Here is an 18,962-nt window from a genome sequence, read left to right as displayed (position 1 = left end):
TTTTTCTTTATAAAAGTATCAAAGAATAAACTTTAGTCTTCTAACAATATGATTTTAGTTAGATTAAACTAAGTAAAACGATATATGAATTGCCCCTAATTAAACAATAAACAGGTGAACACTATGCCAATTTATAACGCGCCGCTTGCCGATATGAAATTCATCTTAAATGATGTTTTTAATGCAGAGCAATTTTGGCAAGCCAATGAAAATTTAGCGCACATCGATGCAGCAACAGCTGAAGCCATTCTTGAAGAAATGGCGAAATTTTCTCAAAATGTTACCCTTCCTTTAAACCGCACGGGTGATGAAGAAGGCGCAACTTATAATAATGGCAGTGTGACGACGCCTGCTGGCTTTAAAGAAGCATTCAAACAATATGCCGAAGGTGGTTGGATCGGTTTAGGTGCTGACGCTGAATGGGGCGGTCAGGAAATGCCAAAAATGCTGACCGTACTTTCTGACGAAATGCTATTTGCGACCAATCCATCCTTTATGCTCTACCCGCTTCTTTCCGTAGGTGCAGGTATGGCGCTGAACAGCTATGCATCACAAGAACAAAAAGAAACCTATTTACCTAAAATCTATTCAGGTGAATGGTCAGGTACCATGTGCTTAACCGAACCTCATGCTGGTACAGACTTAGGCATTATTAAAACCAAAGCTGAACGCAACGAAGATGGTAGATATAGCATTACAGGTACCAAAATCTTTATTACCGGTGGTGACCATGACCTTGCTGAAAATATCATTCACTTAGTCCTTGCAAAAACACCAGATGCACCTGCAGGTTCTCGTGGTATTTCACTGTTTATCGTACCGAAATTTATGGTAAATGCAGATGGTTCTTTAGGTGAACGTAACCTAGTGGCTCCTGGCTCAATCGAACACAAAATGGGCATTAAGGCTTCTGCGACATGCGTCATGAACTTTGATGGTGCAAAAGGTTACTTGGTCGGTAAAGAAAATGAAGGCTTAGCGGCAATGTTCGTGATGATGAACTACGAACGTTTATCGATGGGCATCCAAGGTTTAGGCGCATCTGAATATGCGTATCAAAATGCAGCGCAATATGCGACAGATCGCCTACAAGGTCGTAGTGCATCAGGTGTTCAATCACCAAGCAAACCTGCCGACAGCATTTTAGTGCATGGTGATGTACGTCGTATGCTACTTAATGCCCGTGCTAACAATGAAGCGTCTCGTGCCTTTGCTGTATACGTGGGTCAACAGTTAGATATCACCAAATTCTCAACAGATCCTGAAGCGGTGAAAAAAGCCAATGACCGTGTCGCGCTATTAACGCCAATTGCAAAAGCCTATTTAACCGATACCGCATTTCAAGCAACGCTTGATGCACAAATGGTGTTTGGTGGTCATGGCTATATCCGTGAATGGGGTATGGAACAATGCATCCGTGACCTCCGTATTGCACAAATTTACGAAGGCACCAACGGTGTTCAGTCACAAGATTTAATTGGTCGTAAAACCATTAAATGTGGCGGTGAGTTCATTGCAGAATACATCCAAGAAATCCGTGATTTCGCGAATGATTTAGATGCAGACCTCAACTTCATTAAAGATGCAACCTTAGATGCAGCAACTGAAGTCGAAGCCGTGACGCAATACATTATTGAAGCTGCACAAGAAAATATCAACTTCCCGAATGCTGCAGCAGTCGATTATCTACATGCAGTTGGTCTTCTTAGCTTCTCGTACATGTTTGCACGTATTGCGAAAGCCGCTAAAGCAAAAGATGGCGAGTTCTATCAAAACAAAGTCGCGCTTGCACTTTACTTCGTACAACGTATCTTGCCTGAATTGGCACTACGCATTACCAAAGTAAAAGCAGGTGCGGAAGTGATTATGAACTTCTCTGAAGATTACTTCACCCACCAATCTTAAAGATCAGTCGTAAAAAAACGCCTGCAATTGCAGGCGTTTTTTTATACATATTAAGCTCAAAAAATTAGACTTTTTCAATCAAAATGGTATCTGGCTGATTGTTGGTTTTCGGATTCAAATGTTTGTTCACAATTTTAATTTCGCCAACAGATGCTAAGGATTCACACAGTTCAACCACCTTTTGCATATCATCAGATTTAATCCCTGAGCCAAGAATCAATTTTTTACCGGCTTCAAGTTGGCTAATTTTTGTTTGAATTTTATCTAACATTTTGTTCTCCCTTTTATTAATGTCTAACTCATACAATATAGCAATTTGTTATGAAAAAACTATAAAACTTTTAATTATTTAGTCATTATTTTTTATGAAAATATTCTGTGCATAAAAATTGCTAGTCATTCTTTGGTTACACTGTTCGCTCTATCAAATAAGGAGGATAAAATGTCAAAACCTGATCCCAAGTTACATAAACTAGAATCCATCCTTGACCGTTTCGGTAATTTTGCGGTTGAAAGTTTCCATTACATTGCCCTGTTTATTATTGGTTGTATGGTCATTTGGTCTGCAGGTCATACAGTGGTTGAAATTTTAACCATCAAAAAATTTGCCACCATTGATGATATTTTGCTGTTGTTCATCTATTTAGAACTGGGTGCAATGGTCGGTATTTACTTTAAAACCAATCACATGCCTGTTCGTTTTCTGATTTATATTGCAATTACTGCACTCACCCGTTTACTCATCGCAGATATCCAACACACACATAAAGCCAGTATTGATCAAGTGATTATTACCGGTTCTATCTTAATTTTAGCGTTTTCAATTTTAGTCGTTCGTTACGCTTCATGGACGTATCCTTCGGTCATGCGTGATAAAAATAGCGATAAACCACTTCCACCAGGTAAAACTCCACGCCCTGAAGATGATGAACTTGCATAATCAACTGTGCTGTTTTAAAAGATAAACTGACCTAAAACCCTCTCCTTAAAGCAGAGGGTTTTCATGTTCTAATTCGAATGTGTGATAAACAACTTCATACTTCAGCAATTTTAGAGCAATGACATCAATCATGAGGCACTAAAACATAGCGACCATTGTCTAAAATCCAATACATGCCTGTCGGTGGTGCAGGCAAACCTAAACGTTTCCAATCGGTAATGAGAACATAGTTCGAACTTTCAATACTGGCCACATTGGGATCCCCGTTGACCCAACTATAACTATTCGATGTTTGATAGACCGTTGTTGGGGCACGATACTGAATATTGATGCCATTTTGAATAGAAGGATGATGTGGATATTGCGGTGGATACGGATGATGTCCAAAGGGTGGCATCGGACGCTGTGGTCTTACAGGATAAAGTGTCTGCTGCCTTTGCGGCAAAACCTGATTGCGATACGCATTCGGATTATTGACGATCGTGCCTTGATTTGCGGCAAAACTTTGCATCGGTACAACTAAAAATAGACTACTCAGCAATCCACCCGATATTACAGCTTTCATATCAGTCACCTCTTATCATTGGGTATATTTTAAACAAAATTTAAGGAGGAAATATGGGCAAAACCGAATGGCATGCAATTTTTTGTAATAAAGCCATTTAATCAGCAGAATCATCTAAATCTTAAGCGCGAAGCTTTATGATAAAATCTAATTTTTACATAAAATGGATCATTGCCCGTGTCAGATTTAAGTTTTGATCGTTTATATGCATTTTTCTCTAAAGTTCCGAGTATCCAAAAGAACTTGATTGATTCATATGGATCTGATGGTAAACAAGCATGGTGGTTTAAATTTCAAATTGATGTGGATCATCCGCTTGCTTGGCAAACCGTACAGGAACTGGGTCACGTTCTTAATTATATTTCTAAAAATGAGCGTTTACCGACGCAGTTTTTACCTGTTTCACCACCACCGTATATGAATGGTGAAGCGAAGCAGTTCTTGTCTTGGGTGATCCAATGTAATCATGCAGACTTCCCACCCGATGTGGTATGTGATTGGTTAGAGGCACGTTTACCGAATCCAGTCGATAACGTCGATCAATGGAAAATTAAAACCGATTTAAAAGAATTGGATCAAATGTCGGATAAAGATTTGGATACGATTATTCCGCCAAATCCTGAGCCATTACAGCAGGTTTAAAAATTCCATAACCAATTAATCTCCCTAAATCCCTCTTTATAAAAGAGGGACTTCCTCCCTTTTCGAAAGGGAGGTGAGGTGGGATTCAGGTCAATTAAAACGTCGACATCCCGCTCCACTCTAAGAAACGATATTTAAGATATTTCCATGTCGATTCATCTGCATACTTCGCATAATCAACACTCATCTGCTGAGCATTTTGATTCGACCACGCCTGATTAAAGTAGCTTTTCGCATCCATAAAGACTTTCGCTTGAGCAGTACCAATCACGCGTAAATCAGTTTCTAAATTATAATTCTTTAAGTTACGCGCAGTAAAATTGGCAGAACCCAAAATCAGCTCAGCAGCATTTGCTGAATGCTTGATAATCATTTTACTGTGGCATTGCTCACCTTGCGTATTACACCAACGTACATCAATCCCCGCATTATGTAATTCCGCTGCCACAGGGCGGTTCGGTATGCCATTTTTAGTACGACCAAAGGCATCTTTATTCGGGTCAAGTAAAACTCTGACCGCCACACCGCGCTGTTTTGCTTCAATCAATGCCTTGATAATACGACGCTCGGATAAGTAGAACATCGCTAAATCAATCTGCTCTTTGGCTTTAGCCTGTTTAATCAGATTTAAAGTTGCTTCATAAATCGCAGCTTCAGTTAAAACTTGCACTTGAGGCAAAGATTTTTCAGCTTCGAACTCACCAATCACAATGCCTGACACATCTGCTTGCGACATGGCTGCAACAGTTTGTTCTGATTTAAGCACATCAATTGCGGTATTGCCATTTACTAGCAAAGCCACATTCGAATGGCGCGAACTGCCATCATGTAGGTTCATTGATGTTACTAATGTTTTCCAACCTTCATTGGTATCGACCACGATGGTTTTGCGATGATTGGCTTTAAAGTTAATGAGATTGCTATAACTACGTAAAGTCACTTTACCTTTGCCAACTGGATTCGGTAGCCATCCCCCTTCTGGATTATTGCCTAAACCTTGACAGCATAAATACCAAATACCTGACCACGTTGGATTGGAAGCACGTAGAGGTAAAAGATTAGTTTCAATCACATCAATGCCGCCTTGACGCAAAGCACGATAATGCTCAGGCAGCAATCCACCATAAACCGAATTAATCGGATCCGTAATAACTTTAATTTCAATTTGATGTGCTGATTGGCGCTTATTCAGTAAAGCATCAGTCAGCTGTTGGGTGAGCTTTTCATGGACTTGTTTCGATTCACCTATTTCTTGATTAAATAGGAACATATCAATCACAATCAAACTATTGGCTTCATCAATCAGTTTCAGCATTTGTTTAAAAATAACATGCTGCTGTTGCTGACCTTTTGCATCGATATAAGTTCGATCCGCCAAAAATTCGACATCTGCATGGCGTAATTTACCCGTGACATTTAAGCCATCGGGTAAAGGTTTATAGACATGATAGATGGCAGACGATAGATAACCGATTGCCAACATCCCCACAATCAGTCCGACATACCCACGAGTTGACCAATTCAATTTCTGATGAATTCGTTGAAAAATACGCATAACAAAAAACCTAGTCCAATACGCTCAGACTAGGTTTTATGATGCAATATATCAAGAGCATTTCTGTGATTACTGTTTTATTTCAATCACATCATCGGTTTTGTTTAGCATATTTTAGAAACGATATTCTAAGCCCATGCTGAAATTACGTCCCACTTGTGGAATAGTCGATAAGAATGATGTGTGTGAATAAACTTGATCATCCAATAAGTTATTCGCTTTTAAATACATGCGATAACTGTTTTTATCAGCAATACGATTCGTATAACTTAAGCCCACATTGACCATGTTATAGCCTTGCGTTTCAGTCTCATAATCAGCAAATTCATCTTGATTAAAGACATGGTAGTACTCTGCCACCGCTGACCAACCATCCGCAAAATCAGATTCAATTTTAGCCCCTAAACGACCTGCAGGTATACGTGGTGCATTTTCACCTTCAATTTTGCCACGCACATAGTCACCAAATAATCCAACTGTGTAAGTGTCATTGATGTGATAAGAGACTTCCGCTTCAGTTCCATAAAATTTCGCACTGTCTTGACGATAGTTAACTTCGCGGTAGCCGTGATCTTCTTCGCCTGTATCAGCTGCATAAATATAGTTATCAAACCAGTTATGGTACAGATGCACATGATAGTCGAGCTTATCGCCTTCATAATGTAAACCAAGCTCAATGTTATTGGATTTTTCTAGATCAAGTTGGTCATTACCATGTTCAATGGTTTGCGTCGCATGATGTTTGCCTTGAGCATACAGCTCTTGCGCAATCGGTAAACGTTGTTGATGTGAGCCAACCATCGATAATTTATAACTTGGAGCAAATTCCCAGTTTACCGCTGCAGAACCTGAAAAAGCCGTATCTGAATGATTTTTCTGATTCGAATCAATTTTAATTTCTTGATGATCAGCACGTACACCCAATTCAATGTGCACATCACCCATTTGCTTATGCTCTAAGGCAAATAAACTATATTTTTGAGTCTTGTTATCTGCCATTAAAAGATCATGCTCGTGATCCTCTTCTTCAGCTTCATGCTCATGACCTGTACCAGAAATTTTAACTTTTTGCTGACTTAACTGTAGACCAATCACACCTTCCCAATCCAAGACTGGAACATGAACCAACTCTAAGCGAGCATCATAAGCTTCACTTTTAAAGTAGCTTAATGCCTCTGCCCCTTCTAATTCAGCATGTTTATAATCTGTAAAACTAGCATGTGCACGGAGTTTTTCAAAACCAGCCATTGGGTTATATAACTCTGTTCGAACATCGTAGCGTTCAGACTTCAGATCAATCCAAGCACCTGCTTCTTCATGTTCATCATGTCCATGTTCTTCATCGCCATGACTATGCCCTGGTAAACCATATTGATCTTGACGGTTGCTATAAGACGCACCTACAAAGCCACGATCGTGAATCCATGAACCACCAACATTAATGGTTTCACCTTCTGCAAAGGTATTATCAACTCGACGTTCTTTATTAAAATGTGAGTGATCGCCATGTGGCTCTTCAACAACATAACCAGCATGAGCAATATAGTCATTTGCTTTACGTTTTGAGCCTTCAACACGTAAGGCAAAATTCTCACCAATTCCTGCAGTTACACCTGCACTTGCAAGTTTTTCGTCACTGCCTGAGTTATAACGCACGCCAACTGAACCTTCCAAACCATCTTCAGGCATTTGGTTTGGAATTTTTTGATCAGTGACGTTTACCAAACCACCCACCGTGCCTGCAGCATAAAGCAGGGTTGACGGACCACGAATGACTTCGATTTGTTTCGCTAAAATAGGGTCAACCGTGACAGTATGATCAGGTGATAAACTTGATACATCTGCAGTTTCTGAGGCATGTTGCAGCACTTTGACACGTGGACCATCTTGACCACGAATCACAGGACGGCTTGAACCTGAACCAAATTGATTTGAATACACCCCAAGCTCATTGGCTAGTGCATCGCCAATTGTCGTTGCGCCTGTTGATAATTTTGTTTGATCAATCACTTGGTCTGCAACCGCAAAATCCGCAGCAGTTTGCGCAAGCGGATGTGCAATCACCTGAATGGTCTCTAAAGTTTGTACACTATTATTGTTTTGTTCTGCCCATACCTGTGGCGTGGCTGCAGCAAGAATCGAAACTGCTAAGAAATTTTTATGAAAAGCCATGATGCAAACCCAAAAGCACAATAAATCAATAATGTTATAATATAACATTTCAATCGTTTTGCAATAAAAAACATCTCGTTTTTAGAAGTTCCGCTATACTCAAGCATCATTGATAGGTTTTATTTAAAAAATTTTAGCAACGTATGCCTTTTACTTTATCTCATGCTGCACTCGCCCCACCCATTTCTAAGCTTACAGGCGGACGTCTACCGATTGCAGCACTGGCGATTGGTTGTATGGTGCCAGATTTATTTCGTTTATTTACCAATGCCAATTATGGCGGTTCGCATCAATGGTCGGGACTCATTATCCCCAACCTACTCCTTGGACTCGTTTTCTGTCTGATTTGGTACACTCTATACCGCCCAATGATTTTTGCTTTTTTCGGTTTAGAGAAGCCCTTAAACATTACTAGTCTGAATCGTTTTTGTGGTTTTGTGCTGGGTATGATGATTGCCATTCTTGTGGGCACAACAACCCATATTATTTGGGATGGTCTGACCCATGTGGACTTTCGAACCTTCGCATTTAAAGAAATTTTAATGCAGCCTATTCAGATTTTGACGCATAGCTATCCCTTACATCGTGTCTTACAAATTGGTTTATCGGCATTCGCACTGCCTGTTTTAGCTTGGATGATTTATCGTCATAACGGACATTATCGCAGTACGGTCTGTGTCCATCACAATATTAAAATATATCTATATGTCTTGTTTGCGCTGTCGTTCCTAGCAGGGATTGCAAGCTATCTCTATTTTGCTGAAGGCAGTTATTCAGATGCATTTTCAAATGATTTATATGCCTACGTGGGTAAATCGATTAATTATTTCTTTAGAGCATTTTTAGCTGTGTTTACAGTGGGTAGTATCGTTTTCCATATCTTGAAAGTGTTTACCGGTTTTTTCTCAAAATCGGTGAAATAAAGCCTCTTCTTGAGTTAAATGTAAGGTCTTTTTTCTTGCTTTAACAATAAGTCTTTGTGACAAAATAGCCAAAAAGAGGCATAATCCTAGCTTTACTCAAAGCGGTACGCTGTTTACGTATTCGCTGACCTTAACCCATATAGTTGGATTTCTAACGCTATGATGCGAACTCATTACTGCGGTTCTTTAACCGAAGCTCAAATTGACCAAACCGTAACATTATGCGGTTGGGTTCACCGTCGCCGTGACCACGGTGGTGTAATCTTCCTTGACATGCGTGACCGTGATGGTCTTGTGCAAGTGGTAATCGATCCAGATACCCCTGAAGCATTCGCAACTGCGGACAAAGCACGTTCAGAATTCGTATTAAAAATTACAGGCCGCGTACGTCGTCGTTACGAAGGTACTGAAAACGCGAATATCACCAGCGGTCAAATCGAAGTGCTTGGTAAAGAAATCGAAGTGCTTGCTGCATCAGAAACTCCGCCATTCCCATTGAATGACGAAAATACCAATATTTCTGAAGAAGTACGTTTGAAATATCGCTTCCTTGATATTCGTCGTCCTGAAATGATCGATCGTTTACGTTTCCGTTCTAAATTGACCAACTTGATTCGTAACTATTTCGAAGAAAATGGCTTCTTAGACGTTGAAACACCGATTTTGACCCGTGCAACACCAGAAGGTGCGCGTGACTATTTAGTCCCTAGTCGTGTATCAAACGGTAGCTTTTATGCACTTCCACAATCACCACAATTGTTTAAACAGTTGTTGATGGTGGGTGGTATCGATCGTTACTACCAAATCGCGAAATGTTTCCGTGATGAAGACTTACGTGCTGACCGTCAGCCTGAATTCACCCAAATCGACGTTGAAACATCGTTCATGAGTGACGATGACATCATGGATTTGATGGAAACATTAACAGTGAAGATGTTCAAAGAACTTCTTAATGTTGAATTCGACAAATTCCCACGTATGACCTATGCAGATGCAATGCGTGACTATGCATCTGACAAACCAGATATGCGTATTCCTTTGAAACTTGTTGACGTTGCAGATATGATGCAAGACGTTGAGTTCAAAGTATTCGCAGGTCCTGCAAAAGATCCTAAAGGTCGTATTGTGGCACTTCGCGTACCGGGTGCAGGTTCACTTCCACGTAGCCAAATTGATGAATACACTAAATTTGTAGGCATCTATGGCGCGAAAGGTTTGGCTTACATTAAAGTCAACGAACTTGAAAAAGGCATTGAAGGTCTTCAATCTCCAATCGTGAAATTCATCGAGCCAATCGTGCTTGATTTGTTGAAACGTGTTGGCGCTGAAAATGGCGATATCGTGTTCTTTGGTGCGGATAAAGCGAAAGTTGTAAATGATGCAATGGGTGCTTTACGTATCAAAGTCGGTCATGACATGAAACTTGCAACGTGTGAGTGGGCGCCTCTTTGGGTTGTAGACTTCCCAATGTTCGAAGAAACTGATGATGGTAAATGGACCTCTGTGCATCACCCATTCACGCTACCAAAATCTAGCGTTGAAGAAGTGAAAAACAATCCAGGCGCTGCGTTGTCAGTTGCTTACGATATGGTATTGAACGGTACTGAAATCGGTGGTGGCTCACTGCGTATCTTCAACCTAGAAATGCAAAAAGCGATCTTTGAAGCTTTAGGTATTGGTGAAGAAGAAGCAGAAGAGAAATTCAGTTTCTTACTTAATGCATTAAAATTCGGTGCGCCTCCTCATGGTGGTTTGGCATTCGGTCTTGACCGTTTAGTGATGTTGATGACTGGTGCATCTTCTATTCGTGACGTGATTGCATTCCCGAAAACAAAAACTGCTGAGTGTCCGTTGACTCAAGCACCTGCACCAGTTGAATCAAATCAATTGCGTGATTTGGGTATTCGTTTACGCGAAAAACCAAAAGCTGAAGAAACTAAATAATCTTTTATCTCCTTCTTTTTCTCCCTTAGGAAGAAATATAAAGAAGAGATAAAAAAAGCCCTGCTCTTGCAGGGCTTTTTTTGTTGCATTGAGTAGCGAGTTCAACAGTGGCATAATAGCTTTTGATTTTTATTCTAGGTAAATCGCTCATGGCAATGCGTCCAGCAGTTCGTAATCGTGGCATTATGCTGATTGTATTCTCTGTGGTGCAGTGGATGTTTATGCGCTATATCCTTGCGAATAACCTGTTCCAACTTGATACCAATGACCGTATTGTTTACTTTTGCTTGAGTAGTATTTTAGGCGCGCTCGTTATTTTTGTCGGTTTGATTTATATGGTACTCAAAGGCAATCCTGATAAAGATTAAGATTTAATCGCATTTATGTACGCCCTACTCAAAAATTTCTCTAAGCTTCCGCTTCGACTGATTCAAAATCTTGCACAAATGGCAGGATCATTTTTATATCTCACGCATTCGTCTATGCGTCGTGTGACTGAGATTAATCTTCAATCTGCTTATCCTGAACTTTCTGATTTAGAAAGAAATCAACTGGTTGAAGCCAGCATAAAAAGTCAGTGCATGACGTATGCTGAGTCGATTAAAATTTGGGGTTCAAGCCCAGAATATGCGCTGTCTTTAATTAAAGATGTTCAAGGCGAAGATTTATTTTTAAAAGCCATACAAAATCCGAATGGCTGTTTAGCTGTTGTCCCGCATTTTGGCACATGGGAGATTTTAAATGCATGGTTAAATCAGCATACTTCTCCTGTGATTCTGTATAAACCGAGCAAAAATAAAGATGTTGATCGCTTCATGCTCGAAGCTCGTCAGCGCTTAAATGCGACATTAGTACCGACGGATGAAACGGGTGTACGTGCTTTATTTAAGCATTTGAAGCAAGGTGGTTTTTCTGTCATTTTACCCGACCATGTACCTAAAGAAAGTGGTGGAATCTACTCGCCTTTTTATAACCAAAATGCGCTTTCATCCACTCTACTGTCCAAACTTGCCGCAAAAACGCAATGTTCTGTTGTCGGTTTAAGTTGTTTAAGACGGGAAGATTTGTCAGGTTATGATGTTGTCGTAACTGAGCTGTCGCATGATATTTCGTCAAAAGATTTACAGCTTTCTGTTGATACCTTAAATAAAGAAATGGAGCGCATGATTAATGTCGCTCCAGAACAGTATTTGTGGGGGTATAAGAGGTTTAGGAGGTTAAAAAATAAAGAAAAAATTTATTGATTAAGGATTTATAACTAAGCCGCTCTTTTCCTCTGATTAATCTGTTGGGGCAAATCTTTATAGTCATATACAATATAATCTGAATGTAGAATTTCATCAGAACACGTATAGTCAAAAATAAATTTTTCATCTAGTTTATAGCCCATTGCTTCAGCAATTAATAGAGAGCTTATATCATTTGCATAGTTACCTGAGTTCTTTCTGTACTTTTCTATATTAAAGTTAAAATTACTATTATTTAAAATAACAAATGGCACCTTATACTGTTGGTATCCCCCAAAAGTAAGACCATGTTCCAAACCACCACCTTCATCCTCAACAACCTCACCATGATCAGATGTATAAATCAGCATATAATCTTCTAGCTGCCTATCTGCTAATTTCTTAATTTCATCTAATAATCTATCTGTATGGTGTATAGATAAATCATACTCATCTGCCCCTTTTAGGGCAATTTTATCAATTTCATCGCTTCTAATTGAATATGGAGCATGACTACCAACGGTATGAATAACGAATAAATTGTTTGATCCGTTATTCGCCATGCCATACTGCTTAAATTCATTTTCGATTGCATGTAATAAATCTAGGTCATCTTTTGGAGTAAAGGGAAATCCTGTGGAAGTATGATCGCGTGACAAAACTAAATCCGCACATTTTGCAATGGGACCATAGCTCGAAGTAAAAAGACTATCAATCGCCTGATTACCTATCCAAGAAGTATGTATATTCTTATTTTTAGCGAGATCAAAAATATTTTTACAGGTATAAGCTTTTGAGAAATCATGTACTTCTGGATATGAAATCAAGAAAGGTAAAGCTGTTCTTGTCATATTGGATAGAGAATGTACCCCTTCCAAGATGGTTAAATTATTCCACTGCTTAATTCTTGGTGTGGTTAGGAAATCGGAATAACCATATAGACTAAATCTATCAGGCATTGCAGATTCCCCAATGATCAGAATAATATTTTTAACCTTTGTGCTTTTATCATCTTTTAAAAAATCAGGACACTGACGATTTTCATGAAAATTTATCTCTCCACTGCCACGATAATTTAGCAAATAAAATAAATTTCCAAAAAAAATAGGATACTTTGTTCTAATACTTGATATTACATTTTTATCTAATTTATCTAGAGAATTAAGCACATTGAAAGCACTGCTATTTTGTGCGTATTTCTTCAACTTTCTATCTACACGTATCAGGCGAACTTGTGATGAAAAAAAAGCGATAAAAAAAGGAACTAATAGTAATAGGCCAATTCTAAGATTGGATTGTATCTGAGAAACTATAAGAAAATTAATAAGTAAAATTAAAAAAGCTGCAGGAATAAGTAAAATTAAGTTTTTACTTAGAACCTCAAGAAATTCATTTTTATTGGTATTTAATATTGATTCTAAGATACCTTCATTAAAGTCCTTATATTTTAAAACAACATAGATTTCGACGGCCATAAAACAAACAGCAAAGCTAAGGAAAAACAAAGCTAAGGGTTTATATAAAAAGAAAAATGAACATAACATAGATGAAACAACTAGTATGTTGCTTAATCTATATCTATCATTCTTAAAACTAAATAAGAAGCTTTGCAATAAAACCGAAATAAAGACAATCAAATAAATCATTAAATAGATCTTAATAATAAAGAGTATAAATACGATCAATTAATAAATTGATTTTTCCAACGAACAATCATATCAAAAGGCAATTGAATATTTGGCTGCCAATCGGCTTGAATACGCTGTTTGAGCAAGACAAAATCATGTCTTTCAACCACTGGCAAATTAAAATCTTTATGCATTTCTAATGCTCGATTATCAATACCAATAATGATAACGCGCTTCTTTAATTGTAAAGCACGAATACCTGCATGTAGGCGTGTTCCTATAAAATCAATATCTTGATCTTTTAATAAAGTATTATAAGCACTCAAACTTGTCGGTATACGAACAATCTTACTGAAAAGCTGTGGATACTGTTGCGCAAGTTGATCGAAATATTGATTATCATCAGAGCCCTGTGCCCAAAAGTACAAGGTTGAATAGTGATCGTTAAGACACTGGATTAATTTAACATCTGCCTCAAGATCACGGCTATAATCCGTTAAAGTAAACACTACCGACTGCGCCTTGTGATTGGGCACTTGTTTTAAATGTTCAGGTGTCAATTGCCACAAAGTTGGACAGCCTGTATTGATCACATTATCAATACCACAGGCTTTGAGTTTCTCCAAAGTATATTGATCGCGCACTGAATGCAGATGCTCTTTAGACAATGCATTGTTATAGAAAATCTTTGCCTTCCATTCAGGTTTTTCTGCATAACTATTCCAACCAGCCCCCATCAAAATAGCAGGTTGCATTTTGAACCCATCAAAAAAACCAATCGACCATTGATTTTTACGAGCACGATAACGCCAGTAATTACGTAATAAATTGGTTCCCCCCACAAAGGCTAACTGATTTTTCCACGCTTTTTTTAGCGTTTTGGCTGCCAATGCATAATGTGTTGGGTAGCGACAGAATTGATCATGACTAAACATGGACTCTAGCTGCATCATCACAGCATCCATGATGATTTCATCCCCCATATTTAGAGAACCACATGCTGTATCGTAAACCGTTATCATTTTGACTCGCTTATTAAATTTAAATACAAATTAACAGCCTTATGTAACAAAAATTTATCATCTATTCTTTGATAAAAATCTTTTTCATTTTTTACAGCCATTCCCATTTTCTCAGCCATAGCACTGAAATCTTGTAGTGGTACTAAATTTGATGGAAGTAATATCTCATTTGGCCCAGATGGACAATCCGTACTTATAACAGGCTTCCCAAGCGCCAATGATTCCAAAATCGCTATACTAAACCCTTCAAAATCTGAGGATACAACCATCAATTTTGCATGTTTTATATACGGATATGGATTCTTTTTAAACCCTGCAAAAATCACTTTATCTTCGATATTCAAAGATTTTACTAAGGCTTTAGATTGCTCCATCAATTCACCAGTACCCACAAGTACTAATTTTTCTTGGATGTTTGCTTTGGCATAGGCTTGAATAAGAATATCATGCCTCTTTTGTGCCTTAAATTTACCCACATTTACAATATAAGGACCATTGATTTCAGGAACATATTCATTTGCAGCAGCATGAATACTATCTAAATCTATTGGATTATAAATGGTTGTAATATTTTCAGAGCCAAATAGTTTCTTGAAATCATCTGTAACCCCTTGGCTTACACCCACGCAAGGCTTAGATAAATAAATATTTTTTAATTGTGCAAGTGTCTTATTATCTAAACGACCCGCATATTCTTGGCTTGTCGTATTATGGATAACCATATGTACATTCGGTAATTGGCTGCGGCATAAAATAAAATCGACTGGAAATAAATTGGATAGTACTAAGTCTGGTGTTCCAATCTGTTTTAATACAAACTTATCGAATGCTTTTGATGCAATACCCGCACGCATAAATTTAGGGATCGCTCGAAATTTCTGATAATCAAAAAAATGTGTTTGTACGCCTTCAGGAATAGGTAAATCAATTATATCTTTAAAATATACAATATGTGCTTCATGACCAGCATCATTAATCCCTTTTGCCAAAGTTAAGGCAAAACGTTCAGCACCATTACCCTGCAAAGTAAAAATCGCCAATACGACTTTCTTTTTCATTAAGATTTAACCTTATTTAAATTGGTCTCTATCTAAAAATATAAACCGCTTTTGTGCTTTAAACATTACTTGCAAATAACGACAAGCCATGTGCCATTGCCCTAAAATCCTACGCTGTTTAAATGCTTTCTTCTCAGCGACAGATCGATAAATGGGGTTATGATGTTCAGAACGCCCAATTGTAGAGTCAAACTGATTTTCTGCTATTAGACCATATGCTTGTAATTGATCTTCTTGAATAATCAGTGCTGGCTCAGCTTGTAATGCACTTAATTCATATGTACTGAAAATAAATCCATCTGCAATTGCAGGTGCAGTTTTTTCAAGCCGTTTTAATAACTTTTCGGCACCCGATGGATAAAGTAAATATCCTGCTGCCCCAGTTCGGTCTTGATATAAATCAAACAGCTTTATTTGACAATCCTTCAACACTTGCATTGGCTGCTTAGAAATAATTTTTTTACGGCTTCTTACTTCAAAATTAATTAGATCAATATCTAAAAAATTTGCAGCATCAATTTTGCCTAATACTGCTGCCATCGTTTGAGCAACGACGGCATCATCTTCTAAAATCAGAGCAGGCTGTTGAGATAATATAACTTTCTCCCAAGCCTTTTTATGACTCAGAAAACATGCAACTTCAACTTTTCGTAATGGACGCTGCCAACCAAAACCTAATCGTTCGTAATCTTGGTCACTGATATCATTGGTGGAAACTGCAGCAATACGCTCAAAGTTTAAATTTAATGTTTCGAATTGATCTTTTTGAAACTCTAAACGTTGCTTCGATGATTCTAGATTAATAATGAATATTTGCATGTTTTACCACCAACGTGTTTTTTCACGTATATGGCGCTGCTTAAAACGTGAATAGACATTATTGTTTTCTTCGCGCTGTAAACGATCAAAGATTTCAATCACCAGCTGCCCTAGTGGATGAACAGCACAAATTTGGTCAAGTCGCCAACGCATGTTTCGTAACGTATCATCCGTTCCAACAGCAAAAGCTGAAGTACCATCAAACAACGCATAACGTTCTGTTTGTAATTTTGTTTGGTGTTCTAAGTTGACTTGCAAGGATTGATCACACAAATAACGTTCAGTTTCTTGGAGCTTCAAAGTATTAATCAATACTACAGCATTCATTAATATTGCTTTGAGTGTCATATCATCATGTAAATCTAAAAACGTATCACACGCTGAAATTAACCATCGAATATTTAAAGACCTTAGGAGAAAATCTCGTTCAGCAGTCCAAAGCGCTTTAAACTTTTCAAAATTTTCTTGAACGTCCACTTCACGACGGATCAAGACAATCAAGCTTGCATGATAATGGTTTAGAGCAGGCTGCCCCACAAATTCATGTTTAAGTTGCTCGATATGCTCATTGAGATCTTTTGCTGAGCCATGAGTATATTTAAGCTCGTTACCCTCAATCACTTGAGATTTTAACGACTCAATGTCAACACCCTGAAGTTCAGCATATAGTTTATCTGCACCAAAACGACGTTGATGTCGACTAAATGAAAACCACTGTTCAAATTTACTTTTTTTTCTTACAGGCATGTTCAAAAAACCAATTTATGACAGCTTACTGCCAAGCATCCTTAATCCATTTTGATGGCAACACATAACGATACCATTTCCCACCACCACCATTGACTGCATCAGGTGGGTTAATTTCACCATGGAAAATAATAATTTTCGCGCCTTCAGGCTTGACGGGTGGCTTAAAGAACGCCATCGGAATTTTTTGTAGGCAATGATATTTATAGCTCTTACACCAACTCTCAGGCCAGTAAGTTTGCTTGGCATGTTTATCGACATACCAAGACAAATATGCCTGTTCATTGCGGAACTTTTGACGAATTTCATCAAAGTTTTCACGGAAATATGGCAATAGACCTGGGAAAGCACCCAATTTAAAGCGATAGACCGAGCTATTACCGGTAATACGCCAAGGACGTTTCCAGTCATGAATAATCAGAAAATCACCCGGATAGGTAAAGAATTCATCGATATTATCGACAATCACGACATCTAGATCGAGAAAAAGTGCATTGCCTTCTAGACCATATAAATCTGGTTCAAAAGTTGAAAGTTTATTCCAACCACGTTCAGGTGCACCTTCAGGCAGCGCTAATGGTGGAATAGGAAAACATTGTACGTCAGGATGAATACCCTCTGTAAGATCCGTCAAACATACCATTTTAAAGTCAACTGTAGTGTGTCGTTTCACCATATTGTATAAACGATTGACATACTCGGAACCATATTTGGTTCCCCATTTCATACATATAACAATGTTACTCATTGCGTATGCTTACCTACAGCTGCTTTCTATATGAATATGATGACACAAATTCAAAAAAAATGATGCGTCATCCATAAAAAAACCTCTCTACTGAGAGGTTTTCTAAACACAAAGTCTAAGACAATTTCGTTTAAGAAATTATTTTACATACGTTAACCAGTGTGCGTATTTCGGGTCTTTACCTTGAACCGCATCAAAGTATGCTTTTTGGATTTGTGTTGTGATTGGACCACGAACGCCTTCACCAATTTGACGGTCATCGTATTCACGAATTGGGGTTACTTCTGCTGCTGTACCTGTGAAGAATGCTTCATCGGCAATATAGAACTCATCACGGGTAATACGACGCTCAACAACGTCATAACCTAGATCTTTCGCAATAGTAATGATGGTTTGACGGGTAATCCCATCAAGCGCACCACCTGCGATATCAGGGGTATGGATCACGCCATCACGTACCAAGAATACGTTTTCGCCTGAACCTTGGCAAACATAACCTTGTGGATCAAGTAACATTGCTTCGTCATAACCAGAATGCGCAACTTCTTGATGGGCAAGAATCGATAACGTGTAGTTACCAGACGCTTTTGCTTTGCACATCGTTACGTTTGGATGATGATGCGTAAACGATGATGTTTTCACGCGAATCCCCTTCGCCATTGCTTCATCACCAAGGTAAGCCCCCCAGCTCCATGCAGCAACAACTGCATGAATCGTATTATCAGTCGCTGCAATACCCAATTTTTCAGAACCGATAAAGATAATTGGACGTAAATAGCAAGATGCTAATTTATTTTCACGAACCACATCAATTTGCGCTTGTTCTAAAGTTGCATGATCAAATGGAACTTTCATTTGATAAATTTTTGCAGAGTTGAGCAAACGCTTGGTGTGTTCTTTTAGACGGAAAATAGCCGTTCCATTCGGAGTTTCATAGGCACGGACGCCTTCAAACACACCCATGCTGTAATGCAATGTATGTGTTAATACGTGAGTTTTCGCCTCACGCCAGTCTACTAGTTGTCCATCTTGCCAAATGAAACCATCACGATCAGCCAAATTCATGCC

The 18,962-nt window shown here is 38.5% G+C and carries 18 protein-coding genes; 7 read left to right on the top strand and 11 right to left on the bottom strand.

Annotated features, from left to right (window positions below; genetic code table 11):
• The first annotated feature begins 123 nt into the window (after positions 1-123).
• Positions 124-1,905: an acyl-CoA dehydrogenase C-terminal domain-containing protein gene (locus tag GFH30_RS02495; protein ID WP_153370747.1), complete on the top strand. Its 1,782-nt coding sequence runs from the start codon at positions 124-126 to the stop codon at positions 1,903-1,905.
• Between the two features lie 64 nt (positions 1,906-1,969).
• Here GFH30_RS02495 and GFH30_RS02490 read toward each other — a convergent pair whose 3' ends face one another.
• A complete protein-coding gene (locus GFH30_RS02490; protein WP_153370746.1) occupies positions 1,970-2,176 on the bottom strand; it encodes a hypothetical protein in 207 nt (68 codons plus the stop codon).
• A gap of 171 nt (positions 2,177-2,347) precedes the next feature.
• Here GFH30_RS02490 and GFH30_RS02485 point away from each other — a divergent pair, with 171 nt between their 5' ends.
• A complete protein-coding gene (locus tag GFH30_RS02485) occupies positions 2,348-2,845 on the top strand; it encodes a phosphate-starvation-inducible protein PsiE (RefSeq protein ID WP_153370745.1) in 498 nt (165 codons plus the stop codon).
• Positions 2,846-2,969: 124 nt separating this feature from the next.
• Here the strand turns inward: GFH30_RS02485 and GFH30_RS02480 are convergent, their stop codons facing one another.
• On the bottom strand, positions 2,970-3,410 hold the full coding sequence (locus GFH30_RS02480) for an RcnB family protein (RefSeq protein ID WP_153370744.1): 441 nt from the start codon (positions 3,408-3,410) through the stop codon (positions 2,970-2,972).
• Between the two features lie 177 nt (positions 3,411-3,587).
• Between GFH30_RS02480 and GFH30_RS02475 the strand changes: the two genes are divergently transcribed.
• A complete protein-coding gene (locus tag GFH30_RS02475; RefSeq protein ID WP_153370743.1) occupies positions 3,588-4,052 on the top strand; it encodes a hypothetical protein in 465 nt (154 codons plus the stop codon).
• A gap of 94 nt (positions 4,053-4,146) precedes the next feature.
• Here GFH30_RS02475 and GFH30_RS02470 read toward each other — a convergent pair whose 3' ends face one another.
• Together GFH30_RS02470 and znuD are read right to left on the bottom strand one after the other, a co-directional pair.
• Positions 4,147-5,607 (bottom strand): phospholipase D-like domain-containing protein, encoded by a 1,461-nt coding sequence (locus GFH30_RS02470; protein WP_153370742.1) that lies wholly within the window; start codon positions 5,605-5,607, stop codon positions 4,147-4,149.
• Between the two features lie 114 nt (positions 5,608-5,721).
• On the bottom strand, positions 5,722-7,779 hold the full coding sequence (gene znuD, locus GFH30_RS02465) for a zinc piracy TonB-dependent receptor ZnuD (RefSeq protein WP_153370741.1): 2,058 nt from the start codon (positions 7,777-7,779) through the stop codon (positions 5,722-5,724).
• A 143-nt stretch (positions 7,780-7,922) separates the two neighbouring features.
• Between znuD and GFH30_RS02460 the strand changes: the two genes are divergently transcribed.
• The 4 genes from GFH30_RS02460 (at position 7,923) to GFH30_RS02445 (ending at position 11,890) form a co-directional block, all read left to right on the top strand.
• Positions 7,923-8,702, top strand: coding sequence for a DUF4184 family protein (locus tag GFH30_RS02460; RefSeq protein ID WP_153370740.1), 780 nt, complete (start codon positions 7,923-7,925; stop codon positions 8,700-8,702).
• Positions 8,703-8,861: 159 nt separating this feature from the next.
• A complete protein-coding gene (gene aspS / locus GFH30_RS02455) occupies positions 8,862-10,646 on the top strand; it encodes an aspartate--tRNA ligase (protein WP_153370739.1) in 1,785 nt (594 codons plus the stop codon).
• Positions 10,647-10,795: 149 nt separating this feature from the next.
• Positions 10,796-11,014 (top strand): hypothetical protein, encoded by a 219-nt coding sequence (locus GFH30_RS02450; RefSeq protein WP_153370738.1) that lies wholly within the window; start codon positions 10,796-10,798, stop codon positions 11,012-11,014.
• A 15-nt stretch (positions 11,015-11,029) separates the two neighbouring features.
• The gene (locus GFH30_RS02445) at positions 11,030-11,890 is read left to right on the top strand and encodes a lysophospholipid acyltransferase family protein (protein ID WP_153370737.1); all 861 of its coding nucleotides are present in this window, start codon (positions 11,030-11,032) and stop codon (positions 11,888-11,890) included.
• 14 nt (positions 11,891-11,904) lie between these two features.
• Here the strand turns inward: GFH30_RS02445 and GFH30_RS02440 are convergent, their stop codons facing one another.
• The 7 genes from GFH30_RS02440 to GFH30_RS02410 form a co-directional block, all read right to left on the bottom strand.
• Positions 11,905-13,347 carry a phosphoethanolamine transferase gene (locus GFH30_RS02440; protein WP_171500978.1) on the bottom strand — a complete coding sequence of 481 codons (1,443 nt, stop codon included), beginning with the start codon at positions 13,345-13,347 and terminating at the stop codon, positions 11,905-11,907.
• A gap of 206 nt (positions 13,348-13,553) precedes the next feature.
• Positions 13,554-14,522 carry a polysaccharide pyruvyl transferase family protein gene (locus GFH30_RS02435; RefSeq protein ID WP_153370735.1) on the bottom strand — a complete coding sequence of 323 codons (969 nt, stop codon included), beginning with the start codon at positions 14,520-14,522 and terminating at the stop codon, positions 13,554-13,556.
• On the bottom strand, positions 14,519-15,580 hold the full coding sequence (locus GFH30_RS02430) for a glycosyltransferase (RefSeq protein ID WP_153370734.1): 1,062 nt from the start codon (positions 15,578-15,580) through the stop codon (positions 14,519-14,521). Before GFH30_RS02430 ends, GFH30_RS02435 begins: the two co-directional genes overlap by 4 nt.
• Before the next feature lie 12 nt (positions 15,581-15,592).
• Complete coding sequence (locus tag GFH30_RS02425) at positions 15,593-16,399, bottom strand: glycosyltransferase family 25 protein (RefSeq protein WP_153370733.1); 807 nt, start codon at positions 16,397-16,399, stop codon at positions 15,593-15,595.
• Positions 16,400-16,402: 3 nt separating this feature from the next.
• The gene (locus GFH30_RS02420) at positions 16,403-17,146 is read right to left on the bottom strand and encodes a hypothetical protein (protein WP_153370732.1); all 744 of its coding nucleotides are present in this window, start codon (positions 17,144-17,146) and stop codon (positions 16,403-16,405) included.
• Between the two features lie 25 nt (positions 17,147-17,171).
• Positions 17,172-17,894 carry a glycosyltransferase gene (locus GFH30_RS02415; protein WP_153370731.1) on the bottom strand — a complete coding sequence of 241 codons (723 nt, stop codon included), beginning with the start codon at positions 17,892-17,894 and terminating at the stop codon, positions 17,172-17,174.
• A 138-nt stretch (positions 17,895-18,032) separates the two neighbouring features.
• Positions 18,033-18,959 (bottom strand): branched-chain amino acid transaminase, encoded by a 927-nt coding sequence (locus tag GFH30_RS02410; protein WP_153370730.1) that lies wholly within the window; start codon positions 18,957-18,959, stop codon positions 18,033-18,035.
• Between the last annotated feature and the right edge of the window lie 3 nt (positions 18,960-18,962).

The sequence above is a fragment of the Acinetobacter wanghuae genome, assembly GCF_009557235.1.
GTDB classification, from domain to species: Bacteria; Pseudomonadota; Gammaproteobacteria; order Pseudomonadales; family Moraxellaceae; genus Acinetobacter; species Acinetobacter wanghuae.
Note: the sequence above shows the minus strand (reverse complement) of the source record. Positions and strands in the feature narration are given on the sequence as shown.

What these genes read in the sequence shown, in the direction of transcription:
- GFH30_RS02495 (WP_153370747.1), top strand. Translation starts at nt 124, where the DNA reads ATGCCAATTTATAACGCGCCGCTTGCCGATATGAAATTCATCTTAAAT.
- GFH30_RS02490 (WP_153370746.1), bottom strand. Translation starts at nt 2,176, where the DNA reads ATGTTAGATAAAATTCAAACAAAAATTAGCCAACTTGAAGCCGGTAAA.
- GFH30_RS02485 (WP_153370745.1), top strand. Translation starts at nt 2,348, where the DNA reads ATGTCAAAACCTGATCCCAAGTTACATAAACTAGAATCCATCCTTGAC.
- GFH30_RS02480 (WP_153370744.1), bottom strand. Translation starts at nt 3,410, where the DNA reads ATGAAAGCTGTAATATCGGGTGGATTGCTGAGTAGTCTATTTTTAGTT.
- GFH30_RS02470 (WP_153370742.1), bottom strand. Translation starts at nt 5,607, where the DNA reads ATGCGTATTTTTCAACGAATTCATCAGAAATTGAATTGGTCAACTCGT.
- znuD (WP_153370741.1), bottom strand. Translation starts at nt 7,779, where the DNA reads ATGGCTTTTCATAAAAATTTCTTAGCAGTTTCGATTCTTGCTGCAGCC.
- GFH30_RS02460 (WP_153370740.1), top strand. Translation starts at nt 7,923, where the DNA reads ATGCCTTTTACTTTATCTCATGCTGCACTCGCCCCACCCATTTCTAAG.
- aspS (WP_153370739.1), top strand. Translation starts at nt 8,862, where the DNA reads ATGATGCGAACTCATTACTGCGGTTCTTTAACCGAAGCTCAAATTGAC.
- GFH30_RS02450 (WP_153370738.1), top strand. Translation starts at nt 10,796, where the DNA reads ATGGCAATGCGTCCAGCAGTTCGTAATCGTGGCATTATGCTGATTGTA.
- GFH30_RS02445 (WP_153370737.1), top strand. Translation starts at nt 11,030, where the DNA reads ATGTACGCCCTACTCAAAAATTTCTCTAAGCTTCCGCTTCGACTGATT.
- GFH30_RS02440 (WP_171500978.1), bottom strand. Translation starts at nt 13,347, where the DNA reads ATGGCCGTCGAAATCTATGTTGTTTTAAAATATAAGGACTTTAATGAA.
- GFH30_RS02435 (WP_153370735.1), bottom strand. Translation starts at nt 14,522, where the DNA reads ATGATAACGGTTTACGATACAGCATGTGGTTCTCTAAATATGGGGGAT.
- GFH30_RS02430 (WP_153370734.1), bottom strand. Translation starts at nt 15,580, where the DNA reads ATGAAAAAGAAAGTCGTATTGGCGATTTTTACTTTGCAGGGTAATGGT.
- GFH30_RS02425 (WP_153370733.1), bottom strand. Translation starts at nt 16,399, where the DNA reads ATGCAAATATTCATTATTAATCTAGAATCATCGAAGCAACGTTTAGAG.
- GFH30_RS02420 (WP_153370732.1), bottom strand. Translation starts at nt 17,146, where the DNA reads ATGCCTGTAAGAAAAAAAAGTAAATTTGAACAGTGGTTTTCATTTAGT.
- GFH30_RS02415 (WP_153370731.1), bottom strand. Translation starts at nt 17,894, where the DNA reads ATGAGTAACATTGTTATATGTATGAAATGGGGAACCAAATATGGTTCC.
- GFH30_RS02410 (WP_153370730.1), bottom strand. Translation starts at nt 18,959, where the DNA reads ATGAATTTGGCTGATCGTGATGGTTTCATTTGGCAAGATGGACAACTA.